The organism is Enterobacter sp. SCRI0065, assembly GCF_059766475.1.
In genome coordinates this window covers 27,001-40,593 of record NZ_JCBAJB010000006.1, presented here as the reverse complement: position 1 = coordinate 40,593, position 13,593 = coordinate 27,001, and the positions used below count along the sequence as shown (strand labels likewise).

Below are 13,593 nucleotides of genomic sequence, written 5' to 3'. Positions count from 1 at the left end.
GGTTTACCTTAGAACGTCACGCTGAGCTGCGCACCTGCGCCCCAGGTTTCGTCTTCGCCATACAGCCCCATCAGGTCGACATGCACAGCGTTAAACGGCGCAAAGCCAACACCGCCGGTAAAGACGTTGCTGTCGTTGCCTTTCACGTCCGCGCGATAACCGGCGCGCACTGCCAGCCAGCTCAGCGGCGTGACTTCGGCACCCACGCCTACGTACTGAGAGTTCTCCTCGCTTTTGAAACCTTTGGTCTCAGTCAGATCGCCATCAGCCGTCAGCGTCACGAGGTCGTTGTGCCAGGCCGCGCCTGCGGTCACTAATGGACGAATCTGGTAGGTATCTTTGTAGCTCACCACCTCACCCGTGCGACCATTGCGAATGCGAATATCTTTGGTATCGATATCACGGGACATCAGGTTTTGCCCGCTCAAGCCTATCGTCCAGTTTTCACCAAAGTCTGCTGCGATACCCGCATCCACGTTGAATCCGGTGTCATCATTGCGATAGCGGCTGCTATTCCAGTCATTACTGTCATAGTCATAGATAGAAGTGGTGTAGTTGTAGAGCCAGGTTTTTTGCAGTTTTGGCGTCACACCGACGGAAACCGGGACCTCGCCAATGTCGAACTGACGGGCTACGGCAATCCCGTAGTCCGAGACAATGGCGACGCGTCCCGATGCCGTTGAATTCAGGTTTTTGGTGATTTCATCGGTACCGTTTATTGCTGCATCCAGCGCTACGCCAGCGGCCACCAGATCGCTTTTCTGAATACCACGAAGATAATCGATATCCTGCTGGTCGATTGAAGAACTCACGCGACCATGCGCGTAGCCTTTAGCCATAAAGGCTACCGACAGAACATCGTTGGGAATGCTAACGGCAATCCCGGCACCCGCGGTGGCGCGGGCCGTTTTGCCTTTGAGATAATCCAGTTCGTCGGCTAAGTCTTTTGCCGCACCCTGGAACTGATTAATTGAACCCAAAGGATTAGCAATAATCTCACCAGGCGTGAGGCTATTAATCACATCATCGTAATAATTGATCTTATCGTTAATGGTGTCGATTTCGTCCTGAAGGTTATCTTTATCCGAAATTTGCGCGCCTACGGCTGGCAGAATAACGGTGATAGCATCATCAGGTTTTGCCTTTGCCAACAATGCCGGGTTGATCAATGCCCCGCTACCATAGCTCCCAGAAGCCACGCCGGTGCCACCCATCGCGTCACTACGCGATTCCGTCCAGGTATTGGCTGCTCCCGCTTGATTTGCCACAAAAAAGGAGACAGCAAGGCTAATCACCGAATATTTAAAATGTTTTTTCACAGTTTGCCCGTCAAATAGTTGTTATGACTTAACCCCTGTCTGTTATCGCCCAAACAGGAACGAACTATTGCTGTGAATAAGGACAAAAAGACCCGCTATTTCCTTAAGTTAAATCGGTATCAAGGCCTATTGTATTTTGTGACGGCCCTCAATATTTATAGAAGAGGTTATGACTTTCGCCCAGATTTTCCATCGTGAGGCCCAAAAAATTGCGGAGGATGGTCGACCCAGCGGTCCTCACGGGTGGCGGCGTATGCCGGATTTAACGGGTAGTAAATGCGATTATGTTTTTTGTTGGCCTCTCCCACCACTAACAGTCGCACCTCTTCATCCGTATTGTTGATAAAGGTATGGCACTGCCCTGTTCCGGCCGGAAAACCCACGCTATCGCCCGGTTCAAGCTTCCACAAATAACCGTTGATCCACGCTTCTGGATGGCCTTCAAGCACGTAGATAAATTCTTCTTCATCGCTTTCTGCATGCGGGTAGGAGGTACGACGGCCTGGCGGCAAGCGCTCATGATGAATACCAAGCCGGCCAAGCCCTAGTCTTCTGGCCAGCGGCGCGCCAATAGAAAAAAGTTCGTCGCTGTCGGGATAAGTGGAATCATCAGCGCCTTCAATATCGCGCCAGTGTCGAATACAGTCGGGTCTTTTCATGGTTTGTGTCCAGAGTGGCAATGCGTCAGGTATAGCACAGGGTGCGGGATCTCGGCGTTTTTAACAGAACATGATAAAGTGAAGGCTTCAAACCTAAACATATCCGAGGTGCTAAATGGATGAGACCACAATGCCGGAGCTGTTAGCGCAAGCTGAGAAGCTTTGCGCGCAACGCAATGTGCGCCTGACTCCGCAGCGCCTGGAAGTATTGCGTCTGATGAGTCTGCAAAAAGGGGCGATAAGCGCCTACGATCTTCTCGATCTGCTGCGTGAAAGCGAGCCGCAGGCTAAGCCACCTACCGTTTATCGGGCGTTAGATTTTCTGCTAGAGCAAGGCTTTGTGCATAAAGTTGAATCGACCAATAGTTACGTGCTGTGTCATTTGTTCGATCAGCCCACACACACCTCGGCGATGTTTATTTGCGATCGTTGTGGAGCGGTGAAAGAGAAAGGTGCAGAAGGCGTTGAGGATATCATGCATTCCTTAGCGGCAAAGATGGGCTTTGCGCTACGCCACAATGTGATTGAAGCGCACGGATTATGTTCCGCCTGTGTGGAAGTGGAAGCGTGTCGCCATCAGGATGCCTGCCAGCATGACCATTCAGTGCATGTGAAGAAAAAACCGCGCTGAAAATAAAAGTGGGCGGCTAATAGCCGCCCCCAGGGATTGTACGTCCATGTACTTTCGGGTAGAAAAGGTCGGTAAGTGTTCGATTACCAGCGATAATCGTTACGTTTTTCCCAATCACCGACTTCTTTCTCAGCCTGATCTTTCTGGTAGCCATAACGTTCCTGGATTTTACCCACCAGCTGATCGCGCTTACCTTCGATGATCGTCATGTCATCATCAGTCAGCTTACCCCACTGTTCTTTCGCTTTACCTTTGAACTGTTTCCAGTTACCACCGAGTTCGTCTTTATTCATAATCAAATCCTCATCGTTCGGGTATCACGTCAATTTGTATCGTCCGTAACGTTCATTTCCTGCTGGACTTGATAATAATTGTAGATGAGGATGCGGCACACGTTTCGTTATTCAGAATCTTTAACCATTTCCCCCAACGAAGCCGCTAGGCAAACCAGGTTTGATTGCGCCAGTGACGACGCCAGATCAGCGCAAGCGACAGCCCACGCAGAGCAAGAAAAACGGCAAGCGCCAGCCACAACCCGTGATTACCAAACCAGGGTACGGTAAACAGCGTGAGCCCAAAACCACCCGCCGCCACTGCCATGCTGTTGCGCATTTCGGCTCCTCGGGTTGCACCGATAAACATGCCATCCAGCAAATAGCACCAGACACCGACCACCGGAAGTACAACCTGCCAGATGATGTAGTGGCCTGCCAGCTCACGCAGTTCAGACATCGAGGTCAGTAACGCCACAATCTGACTGCCAAAAAGCGCATAGATCAGAGCAAAAACCAGCGCCACCAGGCCAGATTGCCGACACGCTGCGCGCCAGACCTCCTGCAATTGTCCCGTCTGTTTTGCGCCGTATGCCTGCCCAGAATGGGCCTCAACGGCATAAGCAAAACCGTCAAGCGCATAGGCGGTAAAGGTCAACAACGTCATCAATACGGCATTGACGGCGACGATCTCCGGGCCAAGCCGCGCGCCCAGTACCGTCAAGGCACCGAAACAGAGCTGAAGAAGTAAAGAGCGAAGCATAATATCGCGATTAAGTGCCAGCAGTTTTCGGACGTTCCCACGCCATGCTGTTTTCAACATCGCCAGGGAGATTCCGCGCATCGCCAGCACGCGCTTGACCATCCATAAGCCGATGAAAAACGTGGCGTATTCTGCAACGACCGTTGCCAGCGCGGCGCCCTGCACGTTCATGTGCAGCCCCATCACCAGCCACAGATCCAGAACAATATTGAGGACGTTCCCCACGACCAGCAGGATCACAGGAGCACGTGCATACTGCACACCCAACAGCCAGCCGAGCAGGACCAGATTAGCCAGTGAGGCGGGAGCGCTAATCCAGCGAATATCCAGAAAGCGACGAGCCTGTTCCAGTACTGCTTCATTGCCACCAACGATATGCAGTGCCAGGTCGATCAGCGGCGTTCGCAGCAGAACAATGAGCAATCCGGCACCAAGTGCAAGAATAAGAGGTTGAATAAGCGCTCGCGCCAGGCGCACGGGATCTTTCGCGCCGAACGCCTGAGCGGTCAACCCTGTGGTGCTCATCCGTAAAAAGAGTAACAGCATAAAGAGGAAGCTGGTCGCCGTTGCGCCAATCGCCACGCCACCCAGATAGACTGGCGAGTCCAGATGACCAATGACGGCCGTGTCGACCAATCCCAGTAAAGGAACCGTGATATTCGAAAAGATCATTGGCAGCGCGAGACGCCATAATGCCTTGTCTGAGATTGTCAGCAGAGACATGAGAGAGTACCGGAGCAGGAAAAAGAGAGTCAGGCTACGGGAGACCGTAGCCTGTCAGGAAGAGATTACAGCCATTCACCGTTGCGGATGACACCTACCGCTAAACCTTCAATGGAGAAGGTCTGTTCGCGCAGGTCAACCACAATGGGGGAAAACTCGTTGTTTTCAGGTAGCAGTTGCACCGTATTACCCTGTTTTTTAAGGCGTTTTACGGTCACTTCATCATCGATACGTGCGACGACAACCTGGCCGTTGCGTACATCCTGAGTTTTGTGAACCGCCAGCAAATCGCCATCCAGAATGCCAATATCTTTCATGGACATACCGCTAACGCGCAGTAAAAAGTCTGCACTCGGTTTGAACATGGCAGGATCGACCTGATAATGACCTTCGATGTGCTGCTGCGCCAGCAGTGGCTCGCCAGCCGCAACGCGACCCACGAGAGGGATCCCCGTTTCTTCTTCCACCAGCAGGCGAATGCCGCGTGACGCGCCAGATACAATCTCAAGAACGCCCTTACGAGCCAACGCTTTGAGATGCTCTTCAGCGGCGTTTGGAGAACGGAAACCCAGACGCTGCGCGATTTCCGCTCGCGTAGGTGGCATTCCCGTCTGGCTGATGTGATCCCTGATAAGATCAAACACCTCTTGCTGTCTGGCCGTTAACGCTTTCATTCCGCCCCCTGGGTGTATATACAGTTATGCTGTGAGTATATACAGTCAAAGGTGAATTTGGAACCAAAAACTGCACAAAAAACCAGAGACTTATTCGATTCCTGAAGGCTTATCGTAAATGCGACCAAAGTAACGTGCCCCAGGTAATGGCAGCGGTGATAATCGCCAACAGTACCGCAGCCGACCCCATGTCTTTGGCACGCCCCGAGAGTTCATGGAAATCAGAACCGATACGATCTACCACCGCTTCGATAGCACTGTTGAGAATTTCCACTATCATCACCAAAAGAACCGAACCAATGAGAAGTACGCGGGTTACAGCATCAACATCAAGGAAACAAGCGATAATGACCGCGATGATAGCGGCTACGCCCTCCTGACGAAATGCAGCCTCATTGATCCAGGCAGCGCGGAAACCTTTCCACGAATAACCAGCAGCTTTGATGATACGGGTAAACCCAGTGGTATTATTGGCCATTAAAAGAACCTTTTTTTAGATTTAGCGTCAGTAACTATAGCTGTAGCGCGTTTCGCAACAGCCTGAAGTATGACGGGTAACAACAGAAATTTTGCGCGCTTTCTGTTATCCTTGCGCCGCAATTGCATTATTAACCAGAGGCTTTACATCGTTTATGTCCGGCTGGCCAAGAATCTACTACAAATTACTTAATTTACCATTAAGCGTCCTGGTAAAAAGTAAGTCTATCCCGGCGGAACCTGCGCTGGAATTAGGGCTCGATACCTCGCGCCCTATTATGTACGTTTTGCCTTATAACTCGAAGGCAGACTTACTGACGCTTCGCGCCCAATGTCTGGCGCACGACTTACCCGATCCGTTGGAACCGCTGGAGGTTGACGGTACTCTGCTGCCGCGCTACGTGTTTATCCACGGCGGCCCGCGCGTGTTTACCTATTACACGCCGAAGGAAGAGTCCATTAAGCTGTTCCACGACTACCTTGATCTGCACCGCAGTAACCCCAGCCTGGATGTCCAGATGGTGCCGGTGTCGGTGATGTTTGGTCGTCGTCCAGGGCGTCAAAAAGGCGAAGAAAACCCGCCGCTGCGTATGCTTAACGGTATACAAAAATTCTTTGCGGTGTCATGGCTTGGTCGCGATAGCTTCGTCCGATTCTCTCCGTCTGTTTCTCTGCGCCGTATGGCTGATGAGCACGGAACCGACAAGACTATCGCGCAAAAATTGGCCCGCGTCGCGCGTATGCACTTCGCTCGCCAGCGCCTGGCAGCCGTGGGACCACGCCTTCCTGCTCGTCAGGATCTGTTCAACAAACTGCTGGCATCCAAAGCGATTGCCCGCGCCGTTGAAGATGAAGCCCGTAGCAAGAAAATCTCTCACGAGAAGGCACAACAAAACGCTATCGCACTGATGGAAGAGATTGCAGCGAACTTCTCTTACGAGATGATCCGCTTATCCGATCGCATCCTGAGCTTTACGTGGAACCGGCTCTATCAAGGCATCAACGTGAACAATGCTGAGCGTGTTCGCCAGCTTGCGCACGATGGCCATGAAATTGTGTATGTGCCCTGCCACCGCAGCCACATGGACTATCTTCTGCTCTCGTACGTGCTGTATCACCAGGGGCTGGTCCCGCCGCATATTGCCGCCGGTATCAACCTGAACTTCTGGCCAGCAGGTCCGATCTTCCGCCGTCTGGGTGCGTTCTTTATTCGTCGTACCTTTAAAGGCAACAAGCTCTATTCCACCGTATTCCGCGAATATCTGGGCGAACTGTTCAGCCGTGGCTATTCCGTGGAGTACTTTGTTGAAGGTGGCCGCTCCCGTACCGGTCGTCTGCTCGATCCGAAAACCGGCACGCTATCGATGACGATTCAGGCGATGCTGCGTGGCGGTACGCGCCCCATTACGCTGGTGCCGATTTACATCGGTTACGAGCACGTCATGGAAGTGGGGACTTACGCCAAAGAACTGCGCGGTGCGACGAAAGAGAAAGAGAGCTTGCCGCAAATGCTGCGTGGTTTGAGCAAGCTGCGTAATCTCGGTCAGGGCTACGTTAACTTTGGCGAACCGATGCCGCTGATGACGTATCTGAACCAGCATGTGCCGGAATGGCGCGAGTCTATCGATCCGATCGAAGCGATTCGCCCTGCCTGGCTCACCCCAACGGTGAATAATATCGCTGCTGACCTGATGGTGCGCATCAACAACGCAGGGGCCGCTAACGCCATGAACCTGTGTTGTACGGCGCTGCTGGGCTCTCGTCAACGTTCGCTAACCCGCGAGCAACTGACTGAACAGCTCGACTGCTATCTGGACATCATGCGTAATGCGCCCTATGCCGCCGACGCGACCGTTCCGTCAGTCACTGCCAGCAAATTGATCGACCATGCGTTGCAGATGAACAAGTTCGAGGTCGAGAAAGACACGATTGGCGACATCATTATTCTGCCGCGCGAGCAGGCAGTGCTGATGACGTACTATCGCAACAACATCGCGCACATGCTGATGCTGCCGTCTCTGATGGCGGCCATCATCACGCAGCATCGTCGTATTTCCCGCCAGGAATTACTGCGTCATGTTGAGGTGCTCTACCCGATGCTGAAAGCAGAACTGTTCCTGCGCTGGAGCAAGGACGAGCTGGCGGTTGAACTGGATAAACTGACGGAAGAGTTGCTGCGTCAGGGCCTGATAAGCGTGAAAGATGATGAGCTGTATATCAATCCATCACGTTCCCGCACGCTGCAATTGCTGGCCGCCGGGGCGCGTGAGACGTTGCAGCGCTACGCTATCACCTTCTGGCTGCTGAGCGCGAACCCGTCGATTAACCGTAGCACGCTGGAAAAAGAGAGCCGCACGTTGGCTCAGCGTTTATCCGTACTGCACGGCATTAATGCACCAGAGTTCTTCGACAAAGCGGTGTTCAGTTCGCTGGTGTTGACGCTGCGTGATGAAGGCTACATTAGTGATACCGGAGATGCCGAGCCTGGAGAGACCATGAAGGTTTACCAGATGCTGGCAGAGCTGATTACATCTGATGTGCGCCTGACGATTGAGAGCGCAACGCAGGACGAGTAAAAAAAACGCCCGGTAGCGCTAGCGCCACCGGGCATTTTTTCAGGCAAAATAACTCATCGCCAGCCCTAAAAACAGCACCAGGCCAACATAGTTATTGTTCAGGAAAGCTTTAAAACAGGCATCGCGATCGCGGTTGGCAATGAGTTTCTGCTGATACGCAAATAGCAGTCCCGCCACCAGCACCGACCAGTAAAACTCCCAGTTCAGCCCGTTCAAACGACCAATTATCGCCATCAACGCCAGCACGGCGACCTGCAAAATCCCAATGATCAGCTTGTCATGACGACCAAAGAGAATGGCCGTTGATTTGATGCCAATCTTTACATCATCGTCTCGGTCGACCATCGCATACTGGGTATCATAAGCCACCGCCCACAGGATGTTGGCGAGGAACATCAGCCAGCAGCTTAACGGTACCGTTTCGCTCACCGCGGCAAAGGCCATGGGAATCGACCAGCCGAACGCCGCGCCCAAAACCACCTGCGGAAGATGGGTATAGCGCTTCATAAATGGATATACCCACGCCAGCGCAAGTGCCGCTACCGAGAGTAAAATCGTCATGGTGTTTAGCGTCAGCACCAGAATAAATGAGAGCACCACCAACACCACAAACAGCGTGCGGGCCTCTTTTTCCGACACCTGACCGCTGGGCAGAGGACGGTTAGCCGTGCGTTTGACGTGGCCGTCAAATTTGCGGTCGGCATAATCATTCACCACGCAACCCGCTGCACGCATCAACCACACGCCCGCAACGAAGACCGCCAGGATCCACAGCGGTGGCAGGCCTGGGGTAGCAACCCACAGCGCCCATAACGTCGGCCACAGCAGCAGTAATGCGCCAATGGGTTTATCAGTACGCATTAAGCGGTGAAACGCCAGCAGCTTATTCTGCGTCAGACTCCACTCCATTTTCTTTTCCTCTTAGTACAACGGCGATGCGGGCAAAAACAGTTCCGTTAGCATTAACGGCTTTCCGCTCAGGCGCAGGCGGGAACGACGTCCCCACAAATCAGCATCGCGACCTATCTCAATAAAATCTCGGGTCAGCTCGGACGATGTAAAAAGATAGCGTCCCAGCGGTGTTTTGCCCAGCTGTTGCAGCGCCAGTTCCGGGCCGGAAAGCGTGGATTCAGGCACGACGGTGCGCCCAGCAAGCCAGGGTTCGCCATCAGCGCAGAGCAAAATTTCACGCAGCCAGTAACGCGCTTCCTTCGGCAGCAATGGCAGTTCATCGGTTACGGCTTCAGGTGAGACAAAGCCTTCCTGGATAAGCGTCACCGTGACTTTTTTGCCCTGTTGCTCAAAACGTTTCGTCATGGAATCTTCCAGCAGCAACCAGTCGAGTTGCGAAGGGCTCAGCGCGGGTATGTGGTCAAAATAGCGCAGCGCACGCAGTTGCGTTAGCGCAGGGTGTGACATGCCAGACTCTCCGTTACATAACGAATGGCTATTGTATCGCAGAAACGGCACTTGAGGGCGGTCAAACATGGTTTGGCGATCATTATCGCAACAGTGATGCAACAGCGTTTGCAGCACAAAAAAAAGTGCGCCCACTCAGGCGCACTAAACTACTGACAAAATCAGCACTGTGGGGAGACGATCACCCCTTGCCTTTTACACTGCTGATAAAGGTGGAACGGGCAGTGGTTGAACCTAAACGCTCGGCTTCATCAAGCAGTTTCAGTGCTTTATCGACATCACCGCTATCAACGGCCTGCTTGATAGCTTTGTTGAAGTACGTTTCCGTATCGTTCAGCACCGGAGCAGATTTCTTGGTTGGGGCTGGCGCGGCAACCGGAACCACAGCGGGCGCTGGAGCGGTATAAGCCGTGGCAGGTGCAGCGGTGTTACCCACCGTCACCGGGCCTGGGCCAGAAGAACCAAACAACGGCCCCACCAGCACGCTTGAGGCGCTATTCGTGGAGACTTTCAGCTTCACTACACCGTCGGTGATGTGACGGGCAATGGGGTCTGGAATATCCGGTACCGAGTTGCCGGTGCCTTTGGCGTAGGCTTTTGCTGGGTCAATCAGCTTTGTCGTCTGCTGCAGATCTTTGTCGGTGGTGAAAACCAGTACATACAGTTTTTGCTGCCCCAGCGCAGGAGTCAGGCGCATAACGCCCTGCAAACGATCGGCACTCATCACGCCGGGCTCCTGATAGGAGAAATATTCGCTAGGGAAATAGGCTGATGGCGTCAGGTTCTGATCAAGGATCAGCACGTTCGGCGCAAAAACACTGGTTTGTTTGTTCACTTCACTGGTGAGCGTTAAGGTCAACTCACCGATGTTTGCGGGTACGCTGTAGGCAACCACAGGGCCAGAAATACCGGGCACGTTTAGCTGTTGCCCACCGGTTGCCACTTGAGTGGTCTGGGTTTTGGACTGATCAACCGGGGTCCACGCTAATTGTTGTAGCGCCGCCGCTGGGATAGCAGGGGCAGAGCTGGTGTTTTGTGGTACGAAATTCACATCTGCGAACGTGATGGCCGGAATGCTAGCCAGCAGCCCCGCAGTGAGGCACAGCGCGACGAGACTTTTTTTCATTTTCATTGTTATTACCTCAGATAGCGTGAGTACTGCGGTGGCCAGGCAATAGCGCGCAGCACCCTAAGGAGAGAGGGGCTTGCGCCCCTCTTTTAGGTCATTACGTCAAATACTACGTATTACCACCAGATTTCCATCTGGGCACCGAAGGTCCACTCGTCGTTGTCGCCACGGCTGAAGGTTTTCGCAGAGGTGTCGTTATAAGCAACGCCTGAGGTGTAACCTGCGCCAGAATCGTTGTTCGCGTAGCCCCATTTCTCATCCCACTTCGCGTAGGTTGCGAAGACGCGGATAGCCGGACGAGACCAAATGCTGTCGCCTGCCTGCCATTGTTGCGCGAGGGTAATTTTGTACTGGTTGTTGCTATCGTCAGTTTTCTGAGATTTAACGTTGTCGTAGCCCACTTCCAGCAAGGTGCTCATGATTGGCGTCCATTTGTACATAGGACGAACGCCCACGGTCCACCATTTGGTACCGTTGTTATTATCCAGATCGATATTCTGATACATACCGACGTACATCAGGTCCCAGGAGTCGCCCAGAGAGATCGCACCGTGATCCAACACGCGCATCAGGGAACCGTCGTTGTTCAGACCTGCACCCTGCGGAATGCCTTTACCGTTAGAGGTCATTGAATCCGTTGCGTATTGCAGTACGAATTTGTTGAAGCCCTTCAGCATGCTCTGAGTGTGTTCTGCGGTAAACATCCAGCCATCTTTCGATGCGCCTGGCTGCAGATAATAATCATCAGGAATGTTGGTGTGGCCGTAATCAACACCCAGTTCAAGCGTACCGCCTGGGTTGATTTCCATGCCAGCTAAACGGACATCGAAGACATCGTTCGGAACGATGTTGTCATAAATACGGTTGCCCAACGCATCACGATCGGCGAAAGCAGAAGAACCGCCGGACTCAGAAGAACGGGTCGCTGCCATAGACAGTTTACCGAAGCCCAGATCGATGTTTTCGATACCCGCACCAGGACCAGAAATATCCCAGTAGTAGAAGTCGATCATGTGAACGTCATGACGTTGATAGAAGCGCTTACCGGCCCAGATAGTTGAACCTGGCAGCCATTCAATCAGGTTTTTACCCTGCACGTTCGCTTCGCGGAATGCCGGGCTGGTTGCTTCCCAGTCATTTTGCTGAGAAACGGAATACGCTACGTTGGTGTCGAAATAGAAGCTCTTATCGCCTTCTTTCCACACTTCCTGACCCAGTTTAATCTCAGCATAGGTTTCACATTCGTTACCGAGACGATATTTACTTTGGGCACCCGTTGCCTGGAAACACTGTTGTTCACCGCCACTCCCGGTCCAGCCGATACCGGAACGAGCATAACCTTTGAAGTCGACAGCACCGGCTTGAGCAGACAAAATGCCTGCCGCAATGGCGACCGCCAGAGGGACTTTGCGCAGAGTAATCATTATTCTATCTCCTGAGATCATTGCTTTTCTTTATTTTGGGAATGCTTAAACGCCCGGCTCTTTATGCAACCGACGACATGCAGTGCCATCTTCACGGAACAGATGGCAACGCTCTGGCGGCAAACCGATAGCGAATGTGGCACCCTCTTCTACCAACACCACGTCATTCTGGCGGTAAACCAGGTTCTGACGGATGGCGGGGATCTGGATATGAATCTGTGTTTCGTGACCAAGTTGTTCGACGACCTGAACCTCACCTTCTAACGTGACATCAGCAATTTGGCTCGGCAGTAAGTGTTCAGGACGAATGCCCAGAGACATGTTCGCTCCGACCTGTACGTTGGCGCTGTCCACCGGCAGCCAAATCTGCTGACGGTTAGGCAGTTCCACCTGCACCTGTTCGATGGCTGTTGCCGTGACTTTTACCGGCAGGAAGTTCATCTTTGGCGAGCCAATAAAGCCCGCAACAAAGCGGTCAGCCGGATAGTGATACAGCTCAAGCGGCTTACCCACTTGCGCAACACGACCGGCGTCCAGCACCACAATTTTGTCGGCAAGCGTCATCGCTTCGACCTGATCGTGGGTGACGTAAATCATCGTGCGGCCAAGACGCTTGTGCAGACGTGATATTTCGATACGCATCTGGACGCGCAGTGCCGCATCCAGGTTAGAAAGAGGTTCATCGAGCAGGAACACGCGAGGTTCCGCCACCAGCGTACGGCCAATTGCCACTCGCTGACGCTGTCCGCCGGACAGCGCTTTTGGCTTACGCTCCAGCAGATGTGCCAGTTGCAGCACTTCGGCAACCTGGTTAACACGCTGGTTAATGACATCTTTTTTGGCACCGGCCAGCTTCAGGCCAAATGACATGTTCTCGGCAACGGATAGGTGGGGATAAAGCGCATAAGACTGGAACACCATACCTACGCCGCGTTCGGCGGGAGGAATGTCGTTCATGCGGGTTTCACCAATAAAGAGGTCGCCGCTGGTGATGGTTTCAAGACCGGCAATCATACGCAGCAGAGTCGATTTACCACAGCCCGATGGACCGACAAACACCACGAACTCACCTTCGTGGATGTCCAGATCGATGTCTTTCGACACCACTACGTCGCCCCAGGCTTTCGTTACATTACGCAGCTGTACGCTCGCCATGCCCTTCTCCCTTCGTTACAACCTGTCACCGACAGAAACATTCAAGATAAGTTCACTATGGGGTATCCATTACTTCCGTGAATCCTCCACCCCTCGTCTTTTTTATGGGGGAGGAGGCGGGAGGATGAGAAATCGGGTTCTGCCACCGCATGAGGCGGGCTCAGGCTAAATTCGTGATGAATGCGGCAAAATTCAGAGTGCTTTTGTGTGCGCCAGGACTCATAACTTAAATTTATGCAACAGAGATCACACAACGCGGGGGTGGGGCGTAGGCCCAAGGAGGATGGAAAGAGGATGTCAAATAAGGAGACTGAGTCACGTTGAACTACCAAAGTCGTCTCCACGAGCACATCACCAAAAAGGATGGCAGAT

Annotated in this window: 13 protein-coding genes; 2 read left to right on the top strand and 11 right to left on the bottom strand. The window is 52.9% G+C overall.

Annotated features, from left to right (window positions below):
- Positions 1 to 8 precede the first annotated feature (8 nt).
- On the bottom strand, positions 9 to 1,319 hold the full coding sequence (locus AC6EMZ_RS16110) for a conjugal transfer protein TraF (protein ID WP_498403622.1): 1,311 nt from the start codon (positions 1,317 to 1,319) through the stop codon (positions 9 to 11).
- Positions 1,320 to 1,486: 167 nt separating this feature from the next.
- Entirely contained in the window at positions 1,487 to 1,978 is a 492-nt protein-coding gene (locus AC6EMZ_RS16105) for a cupin domain-containing protein (protein WP_498403621.1), read from the bottom strand.
- A 115-nt stretch (positions 1,979 to 2,093) separates the two neighbouring features.
- Between AC6EMZ_RS16105 and zur the strand changes: the two genes are divergently transcribed.
- Positions 2,094 to 2,609 carry a zinc uptake transcriptional repressor Zur gene (gene zur / locus AC6EMZ_RS16100; protein ID WP_498403620.1) on the top strand — a complete coding sequence of 172 codons (516 nt, stop codon included), beginning with the start codon at positions 2,094 to 2,096 and terminating at the stop codon, positions 2,607 to 2,609.
- Positions 2,610 to 2,692: 83 nt separating this feature from the next.
- On the opposite strand, the gene AC6EMZ_RS16095 is transcribed toward zur, so the two are convergent.
- The 4 genes from AC6EMZ_RS16095 to AC6EMZ_RS16080 form a co-directional block, all read right to left on the bottom strand.
- A complete protein-coding gene (locus AC6EMZ_RS16095; RefSeq protein ID WP_498403619.1) occupies positions 2,693 to 2,902 on the bottom strand; it encodes a CsbD family protein in 210 nt (69 codons plus the stop codon).
- Between the two features lie 145 nt (positions 2,903 to 3,047).
- Entirely contained in the window at positions 3,048 to 4,367 is a 1,320-nt protein-coding gene (dinF, locus tag AC6EMZ_RS16090; protein WP_498403618.1) for an MATE family efflux transporter DinF, read from the bottom strand.
- Positions 4,368 to 4,432: 65 nt separating this feature from the next.
- Positions 4,433 to 5,041 carry a transcriptional repressor LexA gene (gene lexA / locus AC6EMZ_RS16085; protein WP_498403617.1) on the bottom strand — a complete coding sequence of 203 codons (609 nt, stop codon included), beginning with the start codon at positions 5,039 to 5,041 and terminating at the stop codon, positions 4,433 to 4,435.
- A gap of 109 nt (positions 5,042 to 5,150) precedes the next feature.
- Complete coding sequence (locus AC6EMZ_RS16080) at positions 5,151 to 5,519, bottom strand: diacylglycerol kinase (RefSeq protein WP_498403616.1); 369 nt, start codon at positions 5,517 to 5,519, stop codon at positions 5,151 to 5,153.
- Between the two features lie 154 nt (positions 5,520 to 5,673).
- On the opposite strand from AC6EMZ_RS16080, the gene plsB reads away from it, so the two are divergent.
- Positions 5,674 to 8,094 (top strand): glycerol-3-phosphate 1-O-acyltransferase PlsB, encoded by a 2,421-nt coding sequence (gene plsB / locus AC6EMZ_RS16075; protein ID WP_498403615.1) that lies wholly within the window; start codon positions 5,674 to 5,676, stop codon positions 8,092 to 8,094.
- Positions 8,095 to 8,133: 39 nt separating this feature from the next.
- On the opposite strand, the gene ubiA is transcribed toward plsB, so the two are convergent.
- The 5 genes from ubiA to malK form a co-directional block, all read right to left on the bottom strand.
- A complete protein-coding gene (ubiA, locus tag AC6EMZ_RS16070; protein WP_498403614.1) occupies positions 8,134 to 9,003 on the bottom strand; it encodes a 4-hydroxybenzoate octaprenyltransferase in 870 nt (289 codons plus the stop codon).
- A 12-nt stretch (positions 9,004 to 9,015) separates the two neighbouring features.
- A complete protein-coding gene (ubiC, locus tag AC6EMZ_RS16065) occupies positions 9,016 to 9,513 on the bottom strand; it encodes a chorismate lyase (RefSeq protein WP_498403613.1) in 498 nt (165 codons plus the stop codon).
- 181 nt (positions 9,514 to 9,694) lie between these two features.
- A complete protein-coding gene (gene malM / locus AC6EMZ_RS16060; RefSeq protein ID WP_498403612.1) occupies positions 9,695 to 10,645 on the bottom strand; it encodes a maltose operon protein MalM in 951 nt (316 codons plus the stop codon).
- A 113-nt stretch (positions 10,646 to 10,758) separates the two neighbouring features.
- The gene (locus AC6EMZ_RS16055; RefSeq protein ID WP_498403967.1) at positions 10,759 to 12,069 is read right to left on the bottom strand and encodes a maltoporin; all 1,311 of its coding nucleotides are present in this window, start codon (positions 12,067 to 12,069) and stop codon (positions 10,759 to 10,761) included.
- Positions 12,070 to 12,111: 42 nt separating this feature from the next.
- A complete protein-coding gene (malK, locus tag AC6EMZ_RS16050) occupies positions 12,112 to 13,221 on the bottom strand; it encodes a maltose/maltodextrin ABC transporter ATP-binding protein MalK (RefSeq protein WP_011915502.1) in 1,110 nt (369 codons plus the stop codon).
- Between the last annotated feature and the right edge of the window lie 372 nt (positions 13,222 to 13,593).

Excerpts from the sequence above, each read along its gene's own strand:
- AC6EMZ_RS16105 (WP_498403621.1), bottom strand. The coding sequence starts at position 1,978 with ATGAAAAGACCCGACTGTATTCGACACTGGCGCGATATTGAAGGCGCT.
- AC6EMZ_RS16080 (WP_498403616.1), bottom strand. The coding sequence starts at position 5,519 with ATGGCCAATAATACCACTGGGTTTACCCGTATCATCAAAGCTGCTGGT.
- ubiC (WP_498403613.1), bottom strand. The coding sequence starts at position 9,513 with ATGTCACACCCTGCGCTAACGCAACTGCGTGCGCTGCGCTATTTTGAC.
- dinF (WP_498403618.1), bottom strand. The coding sequence starts at position 4,367 with ATGTCTCTGCTGACAATCTCAGACAAGGCATTATGGCGTCTCGCGCTG.
- AC6EMZ_RS16095 (WP_498403619.1), bottom strand. The coding sequence starts at position 2,902 with ATGAATAAAGACGAACTCGGTGGTAACTGGAAACAGTTCAAAGGTAAA.
- plsB (WP_498403615.1), top strand. The coding sequence starts at position 5,674 with ATGTCCGGCTGGCCAAGAATCTACTACAAATTACTTAATTTACCATTA.
- lexA (WP_498403617.1), bottom strand. The coding sequence starts at position 5,041 with ATGAAAGCGTTAACGGCCAGACAGCAAGAGGTGTTTGATCTTATCAGG.
- malK (WP_011915502.1), bottom strand. The coding sequence starts at position 13,221 with ATGGCGAGCGTACAGCTGCGTAATGTAACGAAAGCCTGGGGCGACGTA.
- malM (WP_498403612.1), bottom strand. The coding sequence starts at position 10,645 with ATGAAAATGAAAAAAAGTCTCGTCGCGCTGTGCCTCACTGCGGGGCTG.
- zur (WP_498403620.1), top strand. The coding sequence starts at position 2,094 with ATGGATGAGACCACAATGCCGGAGCTGTTAGCGCAAGCTGAGAAGCTT.
- ubiA (WP_498403614.1), bottom strand. The coding sequence starts at position 9,003 with ATGGAGTGGAGTCTGACGCAGAATAAGCTGCTGGCGTTTCACCGCTTA.